A 22,284-nucleotide genomic window follows, 5' to 3' on the forward strand; every position below is an offset into this window, starting at 1 on the left:
AAGAAGCGAGTTGCGCCGTGCCCACCACCGCCTACCCGCTCCTTCACATACGAGCCGCATAGGAGTCGATGAACTCAAATGAGCGCGCGATTTCCGCTGCCAGCCGGGGGCTTTCTCGAACGAGCGGATCGGTGCACTCGAAAGAGAACGCGCCGCCATATCCTGCCTCCAGAAACGCATTGATCTGCCGACACGTACCACCGCGATCCTGGTCGTCGACGAGCACGCGGTGCGCATCGAGGCGCTCGTCAAGCGGCGATGTGGGATCCGAAATCCCTGAGATGTGTACCAGGGCCGTATAGTCGGGGAAAATTGGCCCGCCACCGGCGATCGCGTGCTGGAATGTGTCGTGCACCATTTTGAATTTGCCGGGACCGCCGACCGCCTCAATCGCTTCCACGAGTTCGGCCTTGTTCTTGAGCGACGAAGCGGAGAACCCGATCGGCTCAATCAGAGCGAGGACTCGACGCCCTTGCAACATTGGAAGAATTTCACGCATGACTTGCCGGAGCACCGATTGACGCACTCCGTTTTCAGTTCCTACTCCGTCAACTCTTGGAATGAGGCTGATCGTCTGCGCGCCACTTTTCTCCGCGGTGTCGATGAGATCCTGAACGCAAGTCGCACGCGCGTCAGACCAATCGTTGAACGGATAGACCTCGCTCAAGCCGAGAAGCTGCAGCCCTCTTGCGCGCGCCATATCACCGGCCACAGCCGGTGCAAACCCGTCGAAGAAGGGGCGCCCCAGATCGTTGCGGGCCTCGACGCCCACGCAGCCAAGATCCTTCGCCATGTCGAGAAAACACTCGTAGGAAAGGCTTGAGGCAGTCTTCTGATTGAGTGCCCGGCGTATCATCTTACCTCTCGTTCCCTGATCCGTTGAACTCTTGTGTTGGGCTGAACTCGCCGACCCGGACTTTCGCTGTGTTAGAAACCAGTTTGCGCCAGGAACGCGCGGCTGGCGGCCAGGTCGTTCAGGATGCCGCCGGTGTTGCGCGGATCACGCTCCTGTTCGATGGTGATGTAGCCGCCGTAGCCAAGTTCACTCAGAAGCGTTCGGATAGCCGGATAGTCGATAGAACCGCGCCCGATCGGGCACATGACGCCCTTGGCGCAGGCGTCGAAGAAGCGAATGCGCTCGTTCATCACAGCCCGGTAAACCTTGGCGTCGATGTCCTTGAAGTGAAGGTAATCGACGCGATCCCAGTACCTCCGCAAGGTGGAAACGGGGTCCATGGCGGAATAGGTGAGGTGCCCGGTGTCAAGGCAGAGGCCCGCAAGGTCGGCAGGGATGTCAGCCACGATCCGCTCCAATTCATCGGCAAACTCGATGTAGCCGCCCGCGTGGGGATGGATAGTGACGCGCACGCCGTATTTGTCGCGCGCAAGTGCCGCTATGGCGCGGATATTGTCGACCATTCCATTCCAGGCGTTCTCGTTGAGGCGCGGAGCGAGGTCTGTATGGCCAGCGGCACAGTCGCGCTCGTCATGCCCCCAGTCCATCACGGTCAGGTAGGGTGCAGAGTATCGCTGACCCGCATGGGTTTCAGGTTTGGGCAGTCGCGTGATCAGTGTGCAGATCTCGTCAGTCTGACGCAGGAGGTTGTCTCGTTTCTCCGGAGAGACCAGATCGTCAAAGATCGTACCCGCGACGATCTTCAGATGGTGCCGATCGAGCGCTTCAGTTACGAGCTCGAGATCGAGTGGCAGGTAGCCATAGGGGCCGAGCTCCAACCCGCCGAAGCCAGCGGTTTTCGCCTCCACCAGAACCTTTTCCCAATCGGGCAGATGGGGATTTTTCACATCATCGACGCCCCAGCAACAGGGCGCCGTGGTGATTGTAATTGGATTGGTCATCTCGTCCTCGCGAAAAGCCGGGCCGCGACACGCGGCCGGAGCGGCGACTATCGGCTGATCGTTGCTTGTAATGCGTCGATGGAGGACTGGATGCCGGCTTCCGTCGACATGGTGAAATCTTCCATCTCGAGGCTCACCCAGCCGTTATAGCCAACCATGCGGACCACCGAGAAGAACTCCTTCCACCACTGCAGATCGCGACCCGCGCCGACAGCAACATAGTTCCAGCTGCGGTTAGCGACGTCGGTGACGTCCTTCAGTTCGAGAAGACCGTTCACGTCCGCGAGGCCACGCTCGATACGGGTATCCTTGCCGTGGCAGTGATGGATTGCAGGACCCAGCGCGCGAGCGGAAGCGATCGGATCAGCGCCCATCCACATCAGATGCGAGGGGTCGAGATTCATGCCGACCGTCGGGCCCACTTCGTTGCGCAGCCGAAACAAGGTCTCGGGGTTCCACACGAGCATGGCCGAGAAGTTCTCAAGCGCGTACTTCTCGACACCGACCTCCTTGGCGAGCCTCACCAGATCATGCCAGAGGGGGAAGGCGCGATCTTCCCACTGGTACCGGTCGCGTTCCGGCATCTCATCCGGCCAGCTCTTGGTGTAGACCAGCCAGTTCGGGACCATGTCACCGGGTGCCGCTTCGGGAAGGCCAGACATCGTCACGATGGTCTTGATGCCGATTTCACCGGCGAGGCGGATCGTGTCCTCCATCTCCTTGCGATGGAGCTTGCCCATTTCGCTCGGGTCAAGCGGATTGGCGGAGCAATTGAGCGCGGCAATCTGGAGGCCGCGCGCTTCAATTTCTTTGAGCTTGGACCTGCGCAAGCCCTTGTCCTCGAGCAACTCGCCGGCGCGGAAATGGGGCGCCCGCGACCAACCGCCGCCAGTCATCTCGATACCCTCGACGCCGAGCTTGACGCACTTGTCGAGCATGTCGATGAAAGAGAGATCGCCCATTACATCGGTGCAGATTGATAGTTTCATCTTCCTGTCCTTCAGAAAAAGAGGGGGCGCCTGACAGCGCCCCAGGCCGGGAGGAACTTAGTGAAAATCAACCCAAGCGGATCCAGCATCCGCCGAGCGAACGCAGTTCTCGAGCCAGCGCACGCCTTCGGTGCCGGCCTTGATGCCCGGGTAGTGATGGTTCTTGAGAAACGCCTCATCGCCGCGATGCTTCGCGTCGATCGCCTGGGCGATCCAGAGGTAGATGTTCGCCCAGCTGTCGCCGAGGCCCTCGGTATGCAGAGCACCCATTCGGTCGACAGCCAAGCTTTCCTCTTCGAGATATGGCATGCCGTGGTGCAAGGTGCGGTTCGGTTCACCCTGGATTTCGTAGATCAGCTGGTCGGGATGGGCATCGGACCATTCGATCGAGGCCTTGGAACCCACGAAGCGATAACGTTGCGAGCCCATGTTGCCGGCGTTGACCGACGACACCCAAAGGCGGCCACGGGCACCGTTGTCGTAGTGCATGAGTACGGTCGCGTGGTCTTCGAGCGGCGCACGGGTGGGGATGAAGGCCTTGCGGTCGCAGAGTAGCTTTTCGATCTTCAGGTGCGGCAGCACGACCTCCGAGAGGTAGTAGAGGTGCGTGCCGATATCGCCGAGAACGAAGGTCGGTCCAGCAGTCCTGGGGTTCGTCCGCCATTTGACGGCCTCGCCAGCGCCGACGTCGTCGCCGGCGTTGAAGCCATGGGTATATTGCATGTCGATGATACGGATGTCGCCGAGCAGGCCCTTCTTGACCATGGCCGCCATCTGGTGAACGAGCGGGTGGCCCGTGAATCCGTAAGTCACACCAACGATCAGGCCTTTTTCCGCGGCGAGCTTTTCGATTTCCTCGCACTCGGCGACGGTGAAAAACAGCGGCTTTTCGCAGATCACATGGAGGCCCGCCTCCAGGCACGCCTTGGTGATCTCATAATGGGTGAAGTTGGGCGTCGCGATCGACACGACCTCGACACCGTCAGACCGCTTCGCTTCCTTGGCGATCAGTTCCTTGTAGTCCGCATAGCATCGCTCCGCGTCGACGCCGAGCCTCGTTCCAAAATCACGGCCACGCTCCGCGTCGAGATCGAAGGCGCCGCACACAAGCCTGTAGGTACCATCACGCAAGGCCCCTGTGCGATGCTTGTAGCCCACCTGACCGGTTCGCCCACCGCCAACCATCCCCCAGCGCAGGGGGCGGGTAATGGTTCTTTCTCCGTTGATCATCCAATCATCTTTCCTGAAGTGGTCGCCGGCTCACTCCGCCGCCATTGCGGTCGGAGGTCCGTAAAGACCTGGTTTCGCTATCATGTCGATTTGTTCAAAGCTGGCGCTGGCCACGGCGCGCAGGGCCGCATCGGCCACAAGCGTGGCAGCGTAGCCGTCCCAAGTGGATGGACCGGTTGCGGTGCCGTTCGAGGCAGCCACAATCCACTCCCGGAATTCCTGATCATATGCCTCGATGAAACGCTCGCGCCAATCGGCAGGGATTGCCTGACGGATCCCGTTCAAGTCTGAAATCAGGGTCGACGGGCGGTTCGGCAAGGCGGCCACACCCGTCTCGCAGCTCACCTCGCCGCGAATGTCATAGCCGTAGGCAATGTTCACCGAGATCTCGACGTCGACCAACGCGCCAGACGCCATGTGCAACAGCACCAGCACCGGGTCTCTAAGGTCCTTCCCCCGGCGTGAGCGGCGTGGCACCCGCACCTCGACACCCACAATTTCGTCGGTCAGGAGCCACCGCGAGATATCGGCATCATGGACGAGCGTATCGTTAAGCGGCATCTCCGACGTGTAGAGCCCTTCGGGCACAGCAGCGTTGCGGTGCACCGAATGAAACATCAATGGAGTGCCGAACGTGCCCGTATCCAGCGTCGCCTTCAGCCGACGGTAGTCGGCATCGAAGCGGCGCATAAAGCCAACCTGTACCAGGCGCCTTCCGAAGGCCACTTCCGCTTCCATCACCTTCAAGGCGGCCGCTGCGGATGTGACGAGCGGCTTCTCGCAAAAGACGGGCTTGCCGGCAGCGATGCAGCCGAGAAGCTGTTCCTCGTGCGCCGGTCCCCACGAGCAGATGACCACAGCCTCGACCGTGCTTGAGCGGATGAGTTCGCCCGCCGTCGCAAACACCGTCGCACCTTCCGGCGCGACCGCTTCCGCACGAGCAGCATCGATGTCGCTTACCGCCACAACATCGACGTCGGAAAGCACCGTGGTCAGGCGGCGGAGATGATCCTGGCCGATCATTCCCGTGCCTATGACACCGACTTTGAGGGTCATTTCGCCCCCCAGTACTTGTCGATGTAGCGCTGCATCTCGGAGCGCATGAACTTGCCGGAATGATCCGCCTTGTCTTCCCAGGCAAAGACGCAAGCGGTCATGATGCCGTCAAAGCCGACCTCGGCCAGCGTCGCGAAGAAGTCGTCCCATGGAACCTCTCCCTGCCCGATGTTGAGGTGCTGATGCACCCTTGCCTGTGTGCCCGGCGGGTTGAGGATGTAGCGCAGGCCTGACGAGGCCTTGTGGTTGAAGGTATCTCCGACGTGGACATGGGCCAGCACGTCGGCTGCCTCGCGCAGCATGGCCTTGGTGTCGTCACCGAAATAGAAGGTGTGCGGCGCGCAGTAGAGGAACTTGACGTTCTTCGAATTGACCGTGCGGATGATGTCGAGCGCAGGCTGCAGCGTTTCGCACCAGTCCTCGGGATGCGGCTCGACGTGAAGCATGATGCCTTCGCGTTCAAAGACCGGCACAAGCTCTTCCATCGACCGCCACCAGGCGTCCTCGCAAGCCTCGATCATCGAGCCCGTGTGGCAGCAGTAGCAAGAGCCCTTGTCGGGATGCGGGCCGCGGCCAAATTCGGAGTTCATGGTGTCGACGCCAAGTTCGACACAGATCTCGATCGCACGCTTCCAGTGCTTCACCGCAGCCTGGCGTTCGGCCTCATCGTTCGAGGCCCAACGGTACATCGGCAGCAGCGAGGCGATGCCGACATTCGCATCGGAAAGCGCCTTCTTGAACGACTTCACCCTGTCCGGGAATACACGCGGTGCCTTGAACCATTCGAGAAAGTCGCCGCGTGGCGAAAGCTCGATCCAATCGTAGCCGAGTTCCTTGACCTTCATAGGCAACTCCTCAAGCGAGAGATGCCGATGCATGAACGGGTCGAGTGCAATTTTCATTTTGACCTCCAGATTCTGGACGCACTTCCTCCTTCTTCGACGGCGGTCGCCTTCGAAGCCCGGGGATTTGCGTTATTGCGTTTGTGATGCCGTCAGTGGTTATTCGGCGGGAGGCGGCGGCTGCCCGGCGTGCGAATCCATGTAGCTTTCAATTTGTGCCTCCAGGCCAGCCATGGTTTCTCCGCCCGCCATCAAGTCGGTGATCTCCTCCCGGGTTTTCTCACCCCTGCGGAAATCTGCCGCGATTGCTCCGCGGATGAGCACTGCGAAGTGATCCCCCACGGCCATCGCATGCATGACCTGATGGGTAATGAAGACGACCGCCAGGCCCCGCCGCTTCGCTTCGTTCACGATCCGCAACACATGGGCTGCCTGTTTCACGCCGAGTGCCGCGGTCGGTTCGTCCAGGATCAGAACACGAGCACCGAAATGCACGGCGCGAGCAATCGCAAGTGATTGACGTTCTCCGCCGGAGAGGCCGCCAACCAGACGATCGCCGTCGTCAATTCGGGTGATGCCGAAGTCCTGCACCGCCTTGACGGCAATCTCGTTGGCCTTCCTCCGGTCATAGATCTGGAACGGCCCCCATCCCTTTGTGGGCTCGACGCCGACGAAGAAGGAGCGACCGATCGACATCAGCGGAAAGGTTCCACCGAACTGATGCACGGTCGAGATGCCCTTTTCCTGGGCATCGCGCGGCCCGCTGAATTCGACCGGCTGACCATCCATGAGAATGCTGCCGCGCGTCGGCTTGTGCACGCCAGCCAGCGTCTTGATGAGCGTCGATTTTCCGGCACCATTGTCGCCGAGCAGGCAGAGCACTTCGCCGGCGCGCACCTTCAGCGAGATGTCGTGCAGCACGTCGATCGGGCCGAAGCTCTTGTCGACATTTCGAAGTTCGAGGATCGCAATATTGTCAGACATGTTGAACGCTCACTTCTTTTTCTTCGACACGACGCTGAGCGCCATCTGCCGGAAGGTGTTGTTCATCAGGACGGCGGCCATGAGCATCACACCAATGATGAGATTGGACCAATTGCGGTCGATATCGGTGAAATAGATGCCCTGGTTGACGACGGCGAAGGTCAGCGCCCCCAGGAAGATACCGGCGATAGAACCGAAGCCGCCGGTGAGCAGCACACCTCCCACGACGATCGAAACGATCGTGTTGAAGATGTAGTTCATGCCGCCTGACACCTGCGCCGAATTGAACAGGATCGCTCCGCACATGCCGACGAAGGTCGCGGCCGTGCTCGACAGGACGAAGAGCGCGATCTTCAGCCTGTTGGTCGGGATTCCAGCATTGCGCGCGCTGGTTTCATCGCCTCCCATCGCAAAGATCCAGTTTCCGTAACGCGTCGCATGAACCACGAACCCGAAAACAAGCGTCAACGCGAACCACCATAGGATGATCACCTGGAATTTGCCGAGAATGAGCTGACCGAAAATCATCTTGGCCCAACCCGGCGCCTCGAGTGGAACCGAGGCGCCGCCCGTGAGAATAACGGATCCTGCAAGAACGAGACCCTGCACGGCAACCAATGTGCCGAGCGTGATAATCAGCGAGGGCACGCTGGTGCGCACGGCCAGGAAACCGTTGACGAGCCCGACCAGGACGCCGAAGGCCAGCGCGCCTGCCATGCCTACCGCGATGGGCAACTCGTAGTAACCCGACAGAATGGCGATCGACATCGAACCCGCCGGGATCATCGCGCCAATCGAGATGTCCAGCTCGCCAGCGATCATCAAAAGGCCGACGGGAAGTGCGACAATTCCGAGGTTGGCGGCGAAGTTGACCCAACTTGCCGCGCCGAATAGCGCGCCGAGGCTCACGCCCCCGAACGCGACGTAGAAGGTGATCACCGCGAAGAAACTCAATACGGCGCCGAACTCCGGGCGGCGTACAAATTGTCCGATCGAAAGACTGTACATTTTCCCGTCCTCACTTCTTCTTCGATGCGTAGGACATCGCCAGCAGTCTGAACTTGTCGTTCATCATCACCGCGAGCAGCAGCAGCGCGCCGATGATGACGCTGCCAAGGTTCGGATCGATCCCGGTGAAATAGATGCCCTGGTTCACAATCGCGAAGGTCAGCGTACCCAAGACAATGCCAACCACCGACCCCGCACCTCCGGTCAGAAGCACTCCGCCAATGACGACGCACATGATCGAGTTGAAGATGAACGATTGTCCCGCGAGAACCTGCGCACTTTGGTAGACGAGCACCTGGCTGACGCCGACGAAAGCGGCGCAGAAGCCCGACAGCATGTAAAGTGCGGTGGTCAATCGGGCCGTAGGGATGCCGGCATTGCGCGCCGATACCTTGTCGCCACCCAAGGCAAAGATCCAATTGCCGACGGGCGAGATGTGCAGCAGATAGAAAAACGCCGCCACGAACAGGATCCACCAGAAGATCGTCACTTGGAACATGCCGCCGATGAAGTCGCCGAGCATCGCCTTGGCGGTTGCGCTTGGTACCAGCGACACGCCGGTACTGCCGGCGATGAGGACGGTGAAGCCCAGGGTCAGGCCCATGACACCAAACATGGTGCCGATGGTGACGATCAAGGATGGCACTGCGGTTTTGTTGACCACGTAACCATTGAAGAACCCGACAAGCAGTCCCACACACAGGCCGGCCGAAATCCCCACGATCTCGGGAAGGCCGTAGTGACCAATGGCAATGGCAACCGTCAGCGATGACGCCGGGATGACGGCGCCGATCGACAGATCCATTTCCCCCGCGATCATCAGGAGGCCAACCGGAAGCGCAACGATGCCGATCTCGGCCGCGACGTTGAGCCAGCTCGCACTACCGGCGGCAGACAGAAATGCCTGACCTCCCAGCATGGCAAAGAAGGCAAATACTGCAATCAGGCCCAGAAGCGACCCCGCTTCGGGGCGACGCGAAAGCTGACCGACGGTCGCTTTGATATTTTGGCCACCTGAAGGAGCCAAAGAGGCATGGACACTATTGGTCGTGTTCATTTGATACCACCAACGAAGCCGAGTGACCGGTAAGGTACGGCACGATTGGAAGACTGAAGCAGCCTGCCCGAGCGGCAGGCAGCTTCGCGACACCAGAGCGCCGCGCGTTCATATGAACGCACAAAGGACGCTCTAGCACTTTGATTCTAGAGCATCTTTCTGCCCACAGTGATTCCACTTGAGGGCAGGATGCTCTAGCGGGGCTCAGCGCGCACCGGCTTTCACACCGGCCAAAGTAGCCTCGACGTTCTCCTTGTCGATCACGCCGGGCCCCGTCAGGATCTCTCGGGTCGGGACGCTAAGTCCATAGTTTACCTTGCCATTCAGGATCGAGACCGCGAGGTAACCTTGCAGATAGCCCTGCTGATCGATCGCGCAAAGCTGGGTGCCGCTCTTGATGTTGTTCAGGATCGTTTCGTCCATGTTCATGCCACAGACCTGCACCTGCCCCTGCTTGCCGGCTTGGGCCACACCGTTGACGGCGGAGTTCGTGTCGACATTGCCAATCGTAAACACGGCCTTGATGTCCGGATTTTGCAGCAAGTGCGCCTTGAGCGCCTGGGCAACCGCGGTCGCCGAACCGAAAGAGGTTGCCGGCAACGGCAAGGCCGCGCCGACACCGCCACCTTCTGTGACCCCGTCGATCATGCCCTTGCAGAACGCTTCGATGTTCGCCGCACCTGGCAGCGTGTTGAGGCATACGGCGTTTTTCAGATCGTGCTTGGCGAAATAGGTGCCCGCGGCCTTGCCGGACAAGTAGTCGTTGGAGCCGACATAGTTCATGGCGCCGAGGCGGTCGGCCGCCTCGATACCGCCCGCGTTATAGATGACCAGTGGAATGCCAGCATCGACAACGGCCTTGAACGCCGGATCCATCGCTTCCGGCACCCAGTTTGGCCCGACGATCGCATCGGCACCCTGGTCGATGGCCTGACGGATCAGTTCCGCCGCGTCGACACCAAGGTTGTCGTAGTTCTGCGGCCCTAGCCAGGTTACCGATCCGCCTTGCGCCTCCACCACCTTGCCGGCGTCCTCGGCGCCACGCTTGACGATCGACCAGAACGGATCATCGGGCTTGCCGCCCACAACGAAGATGTTGGCGGCCATAACAGCCGTTGCGGCACAGGTAATGATAGCGGCAGCCGAAACGGTTGCCGCGAGACGGCGAATTCTATTCATCTCAGTCTCCTCCCTTGGCCCGCCCCCTGGCGTGACCCGTGAAGAGAAACATATCTCCTGCTTGAAACTTCAGGAATGACAAATCATACTGAACATTCAAAAAGTATCATCTTGTGTCATTCACAAAGATACACTTCGCGAGCATCGAGGGAAACATCATGCGTCGACCGACCATTGCCGACCTTGCACAAGAGGCGGGCGTCTCCATCTCCACGGTCAACAGGATTCTTGGTGGCGGCGGCGCGGTCAAAGGCACCACGATGCAGCTTGTCCAGGCGGCCGCAGAGCGTATTGGCTTTTACGGCGCCGGAGCCATCGAAGACCGCCTGCGAAAGACAACGCCGAAATATCGACTTGGCTTCCTGCTCCAGCAATCAAACAGGGATCTCTATCAGCTCTTTGGCAAAAAGATCGCCGAGGCGTGTCATGCAAGACGTGACGAGGTGGTCGAGCCTGTCATCGATTTCGTGGATCTGTTGACGCCAGAAAACATTGCAGGTCGGCTGAAGGCGCTCGGCGAGACCTGCGATGCCGTCGCCGTTATCGCCGCAGATCATCCCGTCATCGCCCAGGCCATCCGCGAACTGCACGACAAGCGCAAACCGGTCACAGCCTACATTACCGACCAATCCGCCAGGGAAAGGGCCGCCTATGTCGGGGCCGACAACTGGAAGATGGGGCGAACGGCGGCCTGGCTTATCGGGCACATGACGCACGGGCCTGGGCGCATTGCCGTCTTCATCGGCAACCATCGTTACCAATGCCAGGACGTTTCCGATGCAAGCTTCCGCTCCTATATGCGAGAACACGCGCCCCATCTGACGATTGAAGACAGTCGCCCGACCCATGAGGAATCGAGCGAGGCATATCAGATGGTCAAGGAGCTTTTGGCGACAACAGATGACTTCGTCGGCATCCTGATTGTCGGGGGTGGAATTTCCGGGGTCCTGAGAGCTCTGAGAGAAGCGCCCGAAGAGCGGCGCAAGAACATCCGCGTGGTGTGCCGTGATATCGGGCCGGAGACACGAAAAGGTTTGTCCGAAGGGCTGATCACGGCAGCCCTTTGCCATCCCTTGGAGAAGACGTCCGCAACTTTGGTGCAGACCATGGTTGAGACGATCACCCAAGGCGCGCCGGGCAGCACGATCCATCGAACCGTTGCTTTTGACATCGTGACGCCTGAGAACATGTGAGATGAAAGTCACCAAGCTCACGGCGATGAGCCAGCTTGCGAGCGAAAAGGTCGACTTTCTCTCAACAACGAACAGCCCACAGCAACACGCTTTGGACGGTGAGGAAGCGCCTTCACTCTTGCCTGGGAAACGCTCGGTCGGCCGAGATCATCAGTTGCGGTCGAAACATTGTGGGATCTTCGAAGCGCTTCGTGCTCGCGTCACTGAACGGCCCGCCAACGCATCTCCGTTCATCGCGCCAACCATCCTCCATCAACCGGGATGACGGCACCATGCATGTAGCGTGACGCCGGCGTCAGCAGGAAGACGGCAGCCTCGCCGATATCGTCCGGGGTGCCCCAGCGGCCTGCCGGAATGCGGTCAAGGATCGCGGCGCTGCGATCGACGTCAGCGCGCAATGCCTCAGTATTGTTTGACACGATGTAACCGGGTGCGATCGCGTTGACGTTGATGCCCTGACTTGCCCATTCGTTTGCAAGGATGCGGGTGATGCCCAGCACCCCATGCTTTGAGGCGGTGTAGGAGGCGACACGAATACCCCCCTGGAAGGACAGCAGAGAGCCAATGTTGACGATCCGCCCTGCCCGCTCCTCGGCAAGAAGTCTGCGCGCATAGGCCTGGCTCAGGATAAAGGTTGCCTTCAAATTCAGGTCGATCACCTCGTCCCAGTCCGCCTCGGAGAGTTCGACCGAGGCGGCCCGGCGGATGATCCCGGCATTGTTGACCACTCCGTCCAGCGTGCCGCATTTCTCCCAGACGCGATCGATCAACTGCTTGACCGCATCGCCATCGGCGAGATCGCAAGCAAACGGCACAGCCCTGCCGCCCGCTGCTTCGACCTTTTCGACCGTCTCCGCCATGGACGAGCGCCCGACCGCGACCACCTCGCCGCCGGCCCGGCCGATCGAAACTGCAATACCTTGGCCTATCCCGGTGTTGGCGCCGGTGACCAGCACGCGCTTTCCCTCCAGGCTGAAGGCGGAAAGATCACTCATCGCAGCGTCTCCATCGGCACCGGGTCGGCGTCGGTGTAATCGACGTTGTCGCCCGCCATCGCCCAGATGAAGGCATAGTTGGAGGTGCCGCAACCGGAATGGATCGACCACACTGGCGACAGCACCGCCTCTTCATTCGCCATCACGATATGGCGCGTCTCGGAGGGTTCGCCGAGGAAATGGAAAACCCGCGCCGGCTCCGGAAGATCAAAGTAGAGATACACTTCCATGCGCCGGTCATGGATATGCGCCGGCATGGTGTTCCACACCGAGCCTTTCTTCAGTTCCGTCATGCCGACGACCAGCTGGCAGGTCTCGATCCCGTTGGTGAACTGGAAGATCGAGCGTTCGTTCGACGTCTCCAGGCTGCCGAGATCGAGGCGCTTCGCGCCAGCGATCGTCAACAGCGCCGTCGGGAAGGCTCGATGCGCCGGCGCCGACAGCAAATAGAACTTCGCCGGGTTCGCGCGATCGTCGGAAACGAGAACCACGTCCTCGCCCATGCCGACATAGATCATGTCGCGCGCACCGAGACTGTGGCTCTTGCCGGAGACGACGACACGCCCCGGCCCGCCGATGTTGACGGCAATCAGCTCGCGACGTTCGAGAAACGTCTTCGTCCCCATCGGCTTGATGGCTTCAAGCGTCAATTCTGTCTCAACCGGCATCGCCCCGCCAACCACCATGCGGTCGTAATGGGTATAGGTGAGGTTGACGCGATCGCTCTCGAAGAGGCCGGCGATGTGGAAGTTGTGGCGCAGTTCATCCGTCCCCATCGCCGCTGCGGCGAGCGGGTCGATGGCGTGTCGGGACGAGAAATCGGGGAGTGTCATATCAGGTCTTTCGGTCGTTACGGGAGGATCGGTTGATGTCAAAGCGGCACGCCGCGCATCAGCGTTACGGTGGTTCCCCGCTCCGACAGGAGCCTTCGGAGCTCCTTGACATCCGGCGCGGCGGGCAAGCGGGAAAGTTTCCCTTCGCCGCCTGCCGGATCGCCCTGCGCAAGGACCGCCACCGCCAGGGTGCTGACGCCGGCAGGAACAGTGCCGAGCAATTGAGGAACCACGGTCTTTGCGGATACCAGATTGGTATTCGGCGCCGCGATGTGGCAGCGCCCCTTGCGAGGGACCGACGAGCCGATATCGATCATGGCCGACAGGTCCGTCGCCGTGGAAACGACGGCGCGACCAGCATCCTGTTTACGAACTTCGCCGGCATCACGTCCGAGAGCAAAGCCGCCTTCGATGGTCTCAAGCGGCCGCGGCGTGTCGATGCGATGGAGCCGGACGTGGAACTCACCATCCCAGTAGAGCCAGGTCTCGACCGAGACATCGGCAAAGGGCCGCCAGCGCGCATAGAGAACATTGTCGGCGATCAGGGCCTCTTCGTTGGTTTCGCGCACACGAAAGTGCACGCCGTCGTCGCTGAAGCCGATCATCGATTCGAGCACGGAATTGTGGAACCGCCAGAGATCGTTCTCGATGCTGAAGCCATAACGCGCCGAATAGGCGAACTTGGCGTATTTCTCCGGCGCGAAGCGGATGAAGGTGTTCTCGGCGCTTGTGTGCTGGCCACTGGAGAGCGCAATGGCATCACCCGGCGGATTGGTAATCAGGAAGCCGATATGACGCTGGGCAGAGACGGCCGGTCGCTCGGGGCAGATAGCCTCGTCGCTCGCCCAGAACGGATGGTCCTCCGGCAGCATCAGCGGAAGGAAGGCCTTCAGCGCCCAGTAGGGCGATTGCGCGGAGTTGTAGGGTTCCGACATGATCAGGTTGGGATAGGCATAGCCGACGGGCATCACGCCGTCGCGCGCGGCAAAGGGCTGTTTTGCCCACCAGCGCAGATGGCGCAGGAAATATCCCTTCTGCTCGCCGACGGGGATCGTCTCATCGCCGACGAGCGCCATGGCGCCGAAGAGGCCGGCGATGGCAAAGCGATAGGTCATCGAGCGGCCGAAGCAAAGCGCCGGCCCGTCATCGGCGAACCAGCGGGCCACGTCGCCGGCGATCAACCGGGCGCGCTCACGATATCTGTTCGTCCAGTCGGCGCCATCGAGTGCCGCCAGGATCAAGCCATAGAAGTGGAAGGCGAAGGGAATGTAGTGATCGGCGCGCCGCGTATCGCCATCGTGATACCAGCCATCGCCGAGATAGAAGCCGTCGAGTTCGCGCCGGTACTTCTCGTCGAGCCGCCGGTCATAGTCGACGCCGACGTGGCTCAGCCCCATGCCGACGAGCAGCCGGAAGAATTTCCAGTTGTTGTCGCTGTATTCGCAGGCATGACCTTTCAGCAGGTAGGCGGCGACATTGCGGCGTTCGGCCTCAGACAGGGGCGCCCAGAGCCTGTCTGGCACGAGTCGTAGCGCGAAACCGATCGCGGCCAGTTCCACCAGGCGCTGGCTGCAGTCGAAGCATTCGCCCCAATATTCCTGGTGTGCCGGATCGCAGCCATTGGCGAGACCGCGGGCGATCGGCGCCCAGTCGATCCACGTCGCACCGCCGACCTCAGCCGGCGCCAGCCCCCAGAGCAGCCGCGAATAGCCCTCCATGTCGGCGGATTCCTGGTCGAAATGCGCAGCGTGAGCATCCAGCCGGATGCGTGCGCCCCCAGGAGAGCGGTACTTCTCGACCGGCTCTACCAGCGCCCTGAGCGCGGTCTCGACGTCGGCGCGGCTTTTCAGCGGATTGGCTGCCCAGGGCTTGAACAGGCTAGAGGGAAAGATCGTGTCGGTCATGCTTAAGGCTTCCGTTCAGAGGTTGCCGCGCGGGAACGGTGACTTCCCGCGCAGCTCGGCAAAATGGAGCGGATGCTCAGGCCTTGAGGATGCGGTCGGCCGCCGAGATGAGTTCGCTGCCCGCATCGGTCGGCGACAACTGGCCGAAAGCGACCTTGTCGGCGAGCGGCCGGAAGACGCGCTCGTCCAGTTCACCGGCGCCAAGAGGCACGGCCGGCGGGTAGGTGCCGACGCGGTCTGCGATGCTGTTGACATAATCGACGGTCTTCTTCGCGGTCGCGTCGATCGACGGGAGAACGGCCGCCTGCACGTCGGTGTTCACGGGCACGCCTCGCTCGACCTGAAGAATCTTCCCGGCCTCCAGATCGTTGACGAAGAAGTCGATGAACTGCGCCGCAAGTTCCGGGTTCTTCGCCGTGCTGGCGATCGACCAATGCAGACCGGGACGATAGAAAAGACCGGAAGGGCCGCCGGCAGAACTGACCGGCAGCGACGTGATGTCGAGCGTGCTCTTGGAGATCTTCTGGAAGGCCGGCAGCTGGTTGGAAAAGGCAATGGCCATGACCGCGTTGCCGGTTGCAAGCGGGTTGCTGTCGACAAGCACCTTGTCCAGCGCCTGAACCTCGGCCGACACGCAGCCGCCGTTCTTGGTGAGGCTTTCCCAATAACCGAACCAATCAGCGGCGTCGCTTGCCTCGTAGCCGAGCTTTCCGGCCTCGGTGTAGAGCTTCTTGCCGCGCTGATGCAGAAACGCCTCGAAGGCGAAGATGTAACGCGAGGCGTTTCCAACCGCCCAGACGTTCTTCTTGCCCATCGCCTTAGTGAGGTCGATACAGAGCTTGGCAAAGTCGTCCCAGGTGGTCTTTGCCGAAGGTGCTGCAAGCCCGGCCTTCGCCACGGCGTCCGCGTCGTAGATCAACGCGAAGGCGTTCAGCGACAGCGGCATGCCGGTGACCTTGCCGTCGACCGTTCCGAGATCAAGCACGCCCGGCACCAGTTTTTCGGTGCGGATCACCTTGCCGAGATAGTCGTTGAGCGGCAGGTTGGTGGCCCGACGGCTGTAGTCGGCAAAGCGGCTCGGCTCGAGCTGGAAAATGTCAGGCGCATTCCCGCCGGCGATCATCGTTGTGAGCTTTGCCCAGTAGTCACTGCCACCCACCTCACCGACGATCTTCACGCCGGAGTGCGCCGCCTCGAAAAGCTTGGCCGCGCCCAGCGTGCGCTCGGCGCGGCTGGGTGTGCCCCACCAGTAGAGGCGCATGGATTCCTCCGCGAAGGCGCGGAAGGCCGGCATTGTTGCGAGCGTGGCGCCGGCACCGAACAGCGCGGCGTTGCGCAAGAAATGGCGTCTGTTGATCATGTTCTCCTCCTCCATGATATGTTTTGAGATCCCCTTTTTGAGACGCTTAGCCGATGCGATCGCCGGCTTCGTCGAACAGGTGGCAGTTTTCTGCAGCAATCCTGACCGTGAGCGCGGAGCCCGCACTGATCGCGCGTTGGCCGTCGAGAGCGACCGTCAGCGACTGCCCGTCGGCAAGCCGGCCGTAGACGATGGTCTGTCCACCGAGATGCTCGACATGCACAACCGTCAGCGTGCCGAGTTCGAGCCCGCCGGCCCCATCGATTCCAATGTGTTCGGGCCGTAAGCCCAGGCTCAGCTTCGCGCCGGCCGCGACACGCTCATCGATCGGCAGCCGCGCTTGCTGGCCGGCAATGTGGACCGAAACGCCGCCATCGCGGACGTCGCCAGCGACGACGTCGAGAAAATTCATCTTGGGCGAGCCGATAAAGCCGGCGACGAACCGGTTGGCGGGCCGGTTGTAGATTTCGAGCGGCGTGCCGTGCTGCTCTATGACACCGGCGCGCAGGACGACAATGCGATCGGCAAGCGTCATCGCCTCCACCTGGTCATGGGTGACGTAGATCATCGTCGCCCCGATGTCCCTGTGCAGCTTGGCAATCTCGACGCGCGTCTGGACCCTCAGCTCCGCGTCGAGGTTGGAGAGCGGCTCGTCGAACAGGAAGATCTTCGGGTCGCGCACGATCGCCCGGCCGATCGCGACACGCTGGCGTTGGCCGCCAGAAAGTTGTTTCGGCTTGCGATCGAGCAGATGGGTAATCTGCAGGATGTCGGCCGCCTTGCGCACACGTTTGTCGATCTCCGGCTTCGGCATCTTTGCTGTTTCAAGGCCGAAAGACATGTTCTTGTACACACTCATGTGCGGGTAGAGCGCATAGGACTGGAAGACCATGGCGATGCCGCGCTGGCTTGCCGCCTTTTCGTTCATGCGCTCGCCGCCGATCGAGAGCTCACCACCGCTGATCGGCTCGAGGCCAGCGATCATGCGCAAGAGGGTCGACTTGCCGCAGCCCGAAGGACCGACGAAGACCACGAACTCTCCGGAGCCGATCGCCAGGTCGACGCCGCGGATGATGTCGAGATTGCCAAAGCTCTTCTTGATCTTGTTCAAAGCCAGCGTCGTCATCGTTTTCGTCCCTATCTCTCATATTCCGTTTGTGTCAGCGCTTCATGCCGGTTGTCGCGATGCCTTCGATCAGCAGTCGCTGGAACAGGATGAAGAGAATGAAGATTGGCAGCACCGTCAGCGTCGACATGGCGAACAGCGAGCCCCAATCGGACGTCCCGGTGGAGTCGACGAAGGTGCGAAGGCCAAGTTGGGCGGTGTATTTCTCGATGTCATTCAGGTAGATCAGCGGCGCAAAGAAATCGTCCCAGGTCCAGATGAACGAGAACACCGCTGCCGTCGCCAGGACGGGCGTGGAGAGCGGCAGAATCACTTTCAGGAAGATGCGCAGCGGCCCGCAGCCATCCATGATCGCCGCCTCGTCGAGTTCACGCGGGATGCCCCGGAAGAACTGCACCATCAGAAAGATGAAGAATGCGTCGATCGCCAGGAATTTCGGCACCACGAGTGGCAGGATGGAGTTCACCCAGCCGAGCTTGAGGAACAGGACATATTGCGGGATCAGCACCGCATGCTGCGGCATCATCAAGGTGCCGAGCATCAGCGTGAACCAGAAGCCGCGTCCCTTGAAACGCAGGCGCGTGAAGGCATAGGCCGCCATCGAGCAGGAAAAGAGATTGCCGACGACGACCAGCAGCGAAATCACCAGCGAATTGAAGAACATCCAGCCAAAGCTGACGCTGAGGCCGCTCCAGCCGCGACGATAGGCATCGACCGTGGGATCGGTCGGGATCAGCCCTGTCGAGGTGAAGATCTCGCTGTCCGGCTTGAAGGAGCTCGCGACCATCCACAGCAGCGGATAGAGCAGCAGGAAGCTGACCGCGACCAGCAGCGCGTAAAGCAGAGCCCGCTTCCACGGCGATACGCTGGGTTCGGCGGCGTCGGCGCGCGATGCGATGGTGTTCGTCGAAAGGGCAGCATCAGTCATCGTAGTGTACCCAGTACCTGGCCGTCAGGAATGACATGGCGGTGAAGAAGGCGATGATGAGCACCAGGACCCAGGCCAGCGCCGAGGCATAACCGAAGCGGAAGTTGGTGAAGGCCTCCTGGTAGAGGTAGAGCGTATAGAACAGCGTGGAGTCGATCGGTCCGCCGGTCCCGTCACTGATGACAAAGGCCGAGGTGAAGGCCTTGAAGGCGTCAATCGTCAGGATCACGGCATTGAAGAAAATCACCGGCGTCAGCAGCGGCAGGGTGATCTTGAAGAACTGCCGCGTCTTGCCCGCGCCATCGATGCTGGCCGCCTCGTACATGTCCTGCGGGATCTGCCGCAGGCCAGCCAGAAAAATGATCATCGATGACCCGAACTGCCATACGGCCAGGAGAACGAGCGTATAGAGCGATGTCGAAGGATTCGAGATCCAGCTTGGCCCTTCGAAGCCGAATAGCGCGTTGAGCGCCTGATTGAGCAGACCATCTCCGGCGAAAACCTGCCGCCACAGCACAGCCACGGCGACGCTGCCGCCGACCAGCGACGGCAGGTAGAAGATCGCGCGAAAGAACGACAGACCTTCAAGCCCCCTGTTCAGTGCCACCGCCACGGCCAGAGCAAAGATGAGCTTCAACGGCACCGACAGAAGCACGAACGTGAAGGTCACATTCATTGCGGTCCAGAAGCGCGGATCGTCGGTGGCGATACGCACATAGTTTTCCGGGCCAACCCAATTGGCGGCACCAAGACCGCTGTAGTCGGTCAGGGACAAATAGAATGATGCGATCGCCGGGCCGAGCGTCAGCAGAAAAAAGCCGACAAGCCACGGCGTCAGAAAGCCGTAACCGGCTAAACTGTCCCCGAACCTGAACCGGCCGCCCGCAGCCGGCCTCTCCGTTGTCCCCAGTGTGGACATTGTACGTTCTCCAACCATGCCCGGCTCCTCCCGAGCATCCAACACCTATCGTCAGAAACTTTTCCAGTCAACAAAAAGTTTCGTAGTTGACGAAATTATCGTAATCATGCGAAAACTTCACGAAACCAACGTGAGGCCTATCAATGCGCATAGAACGAAACAGCTACTTCAACGCGGTCGAGATGATTGGCCAACGTCCCAATCGCGAGCGCCACCAGCAGGCTCTGGAGCGCTGCACTGCCAAACTACTCCAGACCATGCCGGCCATCGGGTTGCGCAATCCGAAGATCGGACTGCCGGACCAGACGTGGAGCTTCTGCGGCCCCTATGACTGGGTCGTAAGCTTTCAAGCCGGCCAGCTCTGGCTTGCGCTGCAGCTGACCGGCGACCCACGCTTCTTGAACGCCGCCCGCGCTCGCCGTTCCGTGTTTCGTGACATCTTGCGCCTTCGCGATGCCCAGGACCACGATCTCGGCTTCCAGTTTTCGCTGAGCTGCGTTGCCGAGTGGCTTCTGACGGGAGACCGGGAAGCACGCGATCTCGCTCTTGAGGCAGCGGCAAGGCTGCTCGAGCGCTACCGGCCGGATGGACAATACATTCAGGCCTGGAATGCCCGCTCGATCCACGGCGGCATACGCTCCGAATTCGTCAATGGGCGCGTCATCGTCGATACGATGCAAAACCTCGCACTGCTGCACTGGGCGCATGGCGAGACCGGTCGCTACGATTTTGCCGAAGCCGCCAACGGCCACGCCGCAACGACGTTGAAGCACCTGGTTCGTGCTGACGATACGAGCTTCCATACGTTTCTGTTCGACCCGGCGAGCGGCAAGCCGCTGCGCGGAGAGACCCACCAGGGCTATGCGGACGATTCCTGCTGGTCGCGCGGTCAGGCCTGGCTGATCCATGGCTATGCGCAATGCGCTGCGACGACAGGGAACCCGGCTTTCGTCGACGCGGCCAGGCGCCTGGCGGCGAAGGCAGAAGTTCTGATGGGCGACGACGACGTTCCTGTCTGGGACTATTCGGTGCCCGATGCCAAGACCGCGCCGCGGGATAGCTCGGCCGGCGCGATCATGGCCGCCGGCGTTTTCATCCTCGCTGGGCTTTGCGAACCCGAGGAGGCGTCGCGCTGGTACGCTTTCGGCGATCGCCTGATCGGCGGCCTGCTCGACAATTGCGACCTCACCCGCGATCCCAAGGCGGAAGGCTTGCTCGCCCATGGGGCGGCCCATGCCAGTGCCGGCTATTCCGACGCCATGCTGCCCTATGGCGACTATTATTTCATGGAGGCACTGATGCGTTCGCTTGGGCACACGCGCTTCTTCTGGTAGTGGACGATCATGACCATGCAGCCGCGATCAATCTCGCCCACTCCGGCCAGATAGGACCCTCGTCGATATGGATGACGAATCGAACGCCCCGACACTCAAGGATATCGCCGATGCCGCGGGCGTTTCGGTCGCATCCGTATCGAAGGTGCTCAACAATCGCGGCGGCGTTGGCGACGAAAGCCGGCGCAAGATTCTCGATCATGCCGAGCGGCTGGGCTACCAGGTTCGGGCCGCCCGCTCGCTGATCCGCGCCGGCGTCGAGAGCACGGTGCTGGTGATGCCGGCGCAGTTCTATGCGAGTTCGGCCTTCTACGAGGACGTCATTCAAGGCGTCCTCTCGGAGGCCAGTACAAGCTCGCTTAGGATCGATGTCAGGCTCGTCTCGCTCGACGCGGAGATCGCAATCGGGGAAATCACCGACATCCTGCGCGACATCCGGCCTGGCGCCCTCGTCCTGCTCGGTATGGACCATCCCGCCATGATCGACAGGATTGTCGACAGCGGCATCCCGGCCATCATCATCAACGGCATGGACCGGACGATGCGGCTTTCCTGCGTGCTGCCAGACAACTGGTCTGCCGGTTGGCTTGCCGCGCAAAGGCTGCTCGCGGCCGGCCACCGCGAAATCGTGCACGTGACAATACCCCATCGTCTGTCGCTAAGGCGACGGCTCGAAGGTTTCCGCGTCGCTCTGGAAGAAGCCGGCATCGGCTTCGACGAAAACAGGCATCTCTTCGATCTCGGTGGCATGGGCCTGCAGGAGCCCGATACGACTCCAGCGATAAAGCAGGCGCTGCAGCAGGGACGCTTCACCGACACGACCGCATTCTTTTGCAGCACAGATCTGATCGCGATCAACGTCATGCAGGCTCTCGAAGCCGGCAGCCATTCGGTTCCGGATGACTTCTCGATCATCGGTGTCGATGATATCGCGATCGCCCGGCACAGCCGCCCACCGCTAACGACGATGCGGATCGACCGGGGCGAGCTCGGCCGCGCCGGCATCCAGCTCCTGCTGGAGCGGATCAACGATCCGGAAATCAATGTGCGCCGGGTCAATCTCGGCGTCCGCCTGGTGGAGCGCGCCTCTGTTGCTGCGCCAAGGAAGCAGCATGAATGTTAATCTCTATGCCGGATTCGCCGAAGCCATGCGCGCCAATCGCGAAGGGCGTGAGCCATCTGCAATCGGGCGCGATATTCCGACTGCCTACGATGGACTGAAGGGAGTCGCTTTCGTGGACGCCGTTGTCGACAGTTCGATCGCGTTGGACCAGCCCTGGCTCACACCGGTGGCCGTCTGAAAATCGTCCAGCTTTGTGAGTTCTCCTCGTCGCACCGCTTTCGTGCGTCCGGCCGCGTATCCCGTCTTCGATCTTGGAGATTTCGGCAATGCGTAGGGCCTCGCTGGCAACGAGTGCCGGACCCGTGGCAGCCGGATGCGACCGCACGGCTGCTGCGGCAGCGGCCAACGAGGTGAGCCACCCCGGAAG

21 protein-coding genes are annotated in these 22,284 nt (G+C 61.0%); 4 read left to right on the plus strand and 17 right to left on the minus strand.

The window, feature by feature from the left end:
* Positions 1-43: 43 nt before the first annotated feature.
* The 10 genes from V7S54_RS30140 to V7S54_RS30185 all read right to left on the minus strand — a co-directional run bounded on the left by V7S54_RS30140 (position 44) and on the right by V7S54_RS30185 (position 10,202).
* Positions 44-856: a TIM barrel protein gene (locus tag V7S54_RS30140; RefSeq protein WP_336409651.1), complete on the minus strand. Its 813-nt coding sequence runs from the start codon at positions 854-856 to the stop codon at positions 44-46.
* 71 nt (positions 857-927) lie between these two features.
* Entirely contained in the window at positions 928-1,857 is a 930-nt protein-coding gene (locus V7S54_RS30145) for a TIM barrel protein (RefSeq protein ID WP_336409652.1), read from the minus strand.
* Positions 1,858-1,904: 47 nt separating this feature from the next.
* A complete protein-coding gene (locus V7S54_RS30150; RefSeq protein ID WP_336409653.1) occupies positions 1,905-2,846 on the minus strand; it encodes a sugar phosphate isomerase/epimerase family protein in 942 nt (313 codons plus the stop codon).
* A 57-nt stretch (positions 2,847-2,903) separates the two neighbouring features.
* Complete coding sequence (locus V7S54_RS30155; protein ID WP_065377280.1) at positions 2,904-4,076, minus strand: Gfo/Idh/MocA family protein; 1,173 nt, start codon at positions 4,074-4,076, stop codon at positions 2,904-2,906.
* 30 nt (positions 4,077-4,106) lie between these two features.
* Positions 4,107-5,132: a Gfo/Idh/MocA family oxidoreductase gene (locus tag V7S54_RS30160; protein WP_336409654.1), complete on the minus strand. Its 1,026-nt coding sequence runs from the start codon at positions 5,130-5,132 to the stop codon at positions 4,107-4,109.
* The gene (locus tag V7S54_RS30165; protein ID WP_065377278.1) at positions 5,129-6,034 is read right to left on the minus strand and encodes a sugar phosphate isomerase/epimerase family protein; all 906 of its coding nucleotides are present in this window, start codon (positions 6,032-6,034) and stop codon (positions 5,129-5,131) included. The genes V7S54_RS30160 and V7S54_RS30165 overlap by 4 nt, the downstream gene beginning before the upstream one ends.
* 99 nt (positions 6,035-6,133) lie before the next feature.
* Entirely contained in the window at positions 6,134-6,958 is an 825-nt protein-coding gene (locus V7S54_RS30170) for an ATP-binding cassette domain-containing protein (protein ID WP_336409655.1), read from the minus strand.
* A gap of 9 nt (positions 6,959-6,967) precedes the next feature.
* A complete protein-coding gene (locus V7S54_RS30175; RefSeq protein WP_336409656.1) occupies positions 6,968-7,966 on the minus strand; it encodes an ABC transporter permease in 999 nt (332 codons plus the stop codon).
* A gap of 10 nt (positions 7,967-7,976) precedes the next feature.
* The gene (locus V7S54_RS30180; RefSeq protein ID WP_083203874.1) at positions 7,977-9,023 is read right to left on the minus strand and encodes an ABC transporter permease; all 1,047 of its coding nucleotides are present in this window, start codon (positions 9,021-9,023) and stop codon (positions 7,977-7,979) included.
* Between the two features lie 204 nt (positions 9,024-9,227).
* Positions 9,228-10,202 (minus strand): sugar ABC transporter substrate-binding protein, encoded by a 975-nt coding sequence (locus tag V7S54_RS30185; protein WP_065377275.1) that lies wholly within the window; start codon positions 10,200-10,202, stop codon positions 9,228-9,230.
* A gap of 158 nt (positions 10,203-10,360) precedes the next feature.
* Between V7S54_RS30185 and V7S54_RS30190 the strand changes: the two genes are divergently transcribed.
* Entirely contained in the window at positions 10,361-11,395 is a 1,035-nt protein-coding gene (locus tag V7S54_RS30190) for a LacI family DNA-binding transcriptional regulator (protein WP_065377274.1), read from the plus strand.
* A gap of 230 nt (positions 11,396-11,625) precedes the next feature.
* On the opposite strand, the gene kduD is transcribed toward V7S54_RS30190, so the two are convergent.
* The 7 genes from kduD to V7S54_RS30225 form a co-directional block, all read right to left on the minus strand.
* Positions 11,626-12,390 (minus strand): 2-dehydro-3-deoxy-D-gluconate 5-dehydrogenase KduD, encoded by a 765-nt coding sequence (gene kduD / locus V7S54_RS30195; RefSeq protein WP_336409657.1) that lies wholly within the window; start codon positions 12,388-12,390, stop codon positions 11,626-11,628.
* Positions 12,387-13,223 carry a 5-dehydro-4-deoxy-D-glucuronate isomerase gene (gene kduI / locus V7S54_RS30200; RefSeq protein ID WP_336409658.1) on the minus strand — a complete coding sequence of 279 codons (837 nt, stop codon included), beginning with the start codon at positions 13,221-13,223 and terminating at the stop codon, positions 12,387-12,389. Before kduI ends, kduD begins: the two co-directional genes overlap by 4 nt.
* 38 nt (positions 13,224-13,261) lie before the next feature.
* On the minus strand, positions 13,262-15,127 hold the full coding sequence (locus tag V7S54_RS30205; protein WP_336409659.1) for a DUF2264 domain-containing protein: 1,866 nt from the start codon (positions 15,125-15,127) through the stop codon (positions 13,262-13,264).
* A gap of 76 nt (positions 15,128-15,203) precedes the next feature.
* Positions 15,204-16,487 (minus strand): ABC transporter substrate-binding protein, encoded by a 1,284-nt coding sequence (locus V7S54_RS30210; protein WP_336409660.1) that lies wholly within the window; start codon positions 16,485-16,487, stop codon positions 15,204-15,206.
* A 46-nt stretch (positions 16,488-16,533) separates the two neighbouring features.
* Positions 16,534-17,613 carry an ABC transporter ATP-binding protein gene (locus tag V7S54_RS30215; RefSeq protein WP_336409661.1) on the minus strand — a complete coding sequence of 360 codons (1,080 nt, stop codon included), beginning with the start codon at positions 17,611-17,613 and terminating at the stop codon, positions 16,534-16,536.
* 34 nt (positions 17,614-17,647) lie between these two features.
* Entirely contained in the window at positions 17,648-18,541 is an 894-nt protein-coding gene (locus V7S54_RS30220; RefSeq protein WP_442892632.1) for a carbohydrate ABC transporter permease, read from the minus strand.
* Positions 18,534-19,460 carry a carbohydrate ABC transporter permease gene (locus tag V7S54_RS30225; protein ID WP_336409662.1) on the minus strand — a complete coding sequence of 309 codons (927 nt, stop codon included), beginning with the start codon at positions 19,458-19,460 and terminating at the stop codon, positions 18,534-18,536. Before V7S54_RS30225 ends, V7S54_RS30220 begins: the two co-directional genes overlap by 8 nt.
* A gap of 143 nt (positions 19,461-19,603) precedes the next feature.
* Here V7S54_RS30225 and V7S54_RS30230 point away from each other — a divergent pair, with 143 nt between their 5' ends.
* From V7S54_RS30230 to V7S54_RS30240, 3 genes are all read left to right on the plus strand, one after another.
* Complete coding sequence (locus tag V7S54_RS30230) at positions 19,604-20,794, plus strand: glucoronyl hydrolase (protein ID WP_336409663.1); 1,191 nt, start codon at positions 19,604-19,606, stop codon at positions 20,792-20,794.
* Positions 20,795-20,861: 67 nt separating this feature from the next.
* Entirely contained in the window at positions 20,862-21,917 is a 1,056-nt protein-coding gene (locus V7S54_RS30235) for a LacI family DNA-binding transcriptional regulator (protein WP_336409664.1), read from the plus strand.
* Positions 21,907-22,095: a hypothetical protein gene (locus V7S54_RS30240; protein ID WP_336409665.1), complete on the plus strand. Its 189-nt coding sequence runs from the start codon at positions 21,907-21,909 to the stop codon at positions 22,093-22,095. The genes V7S54_RS30235 and V7S54_RS30240 overlap by 11 nt, the downstream gene beginning before the upstream one ends.
* The last annotated feature ends 189 nt before the right edge of the window (positions 22,096-22,284 follow it).

This window comes from Ensifer sp. CCNWLY38, assembly GCF_037120565.1.
Classification (GTDB): domain Bacteria; phylum Pseudomonadota; class Alphaproteobacteria; order Rhizobiales; family Rhizobiaceae; genus Ensifer; species Ensifer adhaerens_H.

Bases quoted from the DNA above. Each gene is read 5' to 3' on its own strand.
- V7S54_RS30140 (WP_336409651.1), bottom strand. From the start codon at position 856: ATGATACGCCGGGCACTCAATCAGAAGACTGCCTCAAGCCTTTCCTAC.
- V7S54_RS30145 (WP_336409652.1), bottom strand. From the start codon at position 1,857: ATGACCAATCCAATTACAATCACCACGGCGCCCTGTTGCTGGGGCGTC.
- V7S54_RS30150 (WP_336409653.1), bottom strand. From the start codon at position 2,846: ATGAAACTATCAATCTGCACCGATGTAATGGGCGATCTCTCTTTCATC.
- V7S54_RS30155 (WP_065377280.1), bottom strand. From the start codon at position 4,076: ATGATCAACGGAGAAAGAACCATTACCCGCCCCCTGCGCTGGGGGATG.
- V7S54_RS30160 (WP_336409654.1), bottom strand. From the start codon at position 5,132: ATGACCCTCAAAGTCGGTGTCATAGGCACGGGAATGATCGGCCAGGAT.
- V7S54_RS30165 (WP_065377278.1), bottom strand. From the start codon at position 6,034: ATGAAAATTGCACTCGACCCGTTCATGCATCGGCATCTCTCGCTTGAG.
- V7S54_RS30170 (WP_336409655.1), bottom strand. From the start codon at position 6,958: ATGTCTGACAATATTGCGATCCTCGAACTTCGAAATGTCGACAAGAGC.
- V7S54_RS30175 (WP_336409656.1), bottom strand. From the start codon at position 7,966: ATGTACAGTCTTTCGATCGGACAATTTGTACGCCGCCCGGAGTTCGGC.
- V7S54_RS30180 (WP_083203874.1), bottom strand. From the start codon at position 9,023: ATGAACACGACCAATAGTGTCCATGCCTCTTTGGCTCCTTCAGGTGGC.
- V7S54_RS30185 (WP_065377275.1), bottom strand. From the start codon at position 10,202: ATGAATAGAATTCGCCGTCTCGCGGCAACCGTTTCGGCTGCCGCTATC.
- V7S54_RS30190 (WP_065377274.1), top strand. From the start codon at position 10,361: ATGCGTCGACCGACCATTGCCGACCTTGCACAAGAGGCGGGCGTCTCC.
- kduD (WP_336409657.1), bottom strand. From the start codon at position 12,390: ATGAGTGATCTTTCCGCCTTCAGCCTGGAGGGAAAGCGCGTGCTGGTC.
- kduI (WP_336409658.1), bottom strand. From the start codon at position 13,223: ATGACACTCCCCGATTTCTCGTCCCGACACGCCATCGACCCGCTCGCC.
- V7S54_RS30205 (WP_336409659.1), bottom strand. From the start codon at position 15,127: ATGACCGACACGATCTTTCCCTCTAGCCTGTTCAAGCCCTGGGCAGCC.
- V7S54_RS30210 (WP_336409660.1), bottom strand. From the start codon at position 16,487: ATGATCAACAGACGCCATTTCTTGCGCAACGCCGCGCTGTTCGGTGCC.
- V7S54_RS30215 (WP_336409661.1), bottom strand. From the start codon at position 17,613: ATGACGACGCTGGCTTTGAACAAGATCAAGAAGAGCTTTGGCAATCTC.
- V7S54_RS30220 (WP_442892632.1), bottom strand. From the start codon at position 18,541: ATGACTGATGCTGCCCTTTCGACGAACACCATCGCATCGCGCGCCGAC.
- V7S54_RS30225 (WP_336409662.1), bottom strand. From the start codon at position 19,460: ATGTCCACACTGGGGACAACGGAGAGGCCGGCTGCGGGCGGCCGGTTC.
- V7S54_RS30230 (WP_336409663.1), top strand. From the start codon at position 19,604: ATGCGCATAGAACGAAACAGCTACTTCAACGCGGTCGAGATGATTGGC.
- V7S54_RS30235 (WP_336409664.1), top strand. From the start codon at position 20,862: ATGGATGACGAATCGAACGCCCCGACACTCAAGGATATCGCCGATGCC.
- V7S54_RS30240 (WP_336409665.1), top strand. From the start codon at position 21,907: ATGAATGTTAATCTCTATGCCGGATTCGCCGAAGCCATGCGCGCCAAT.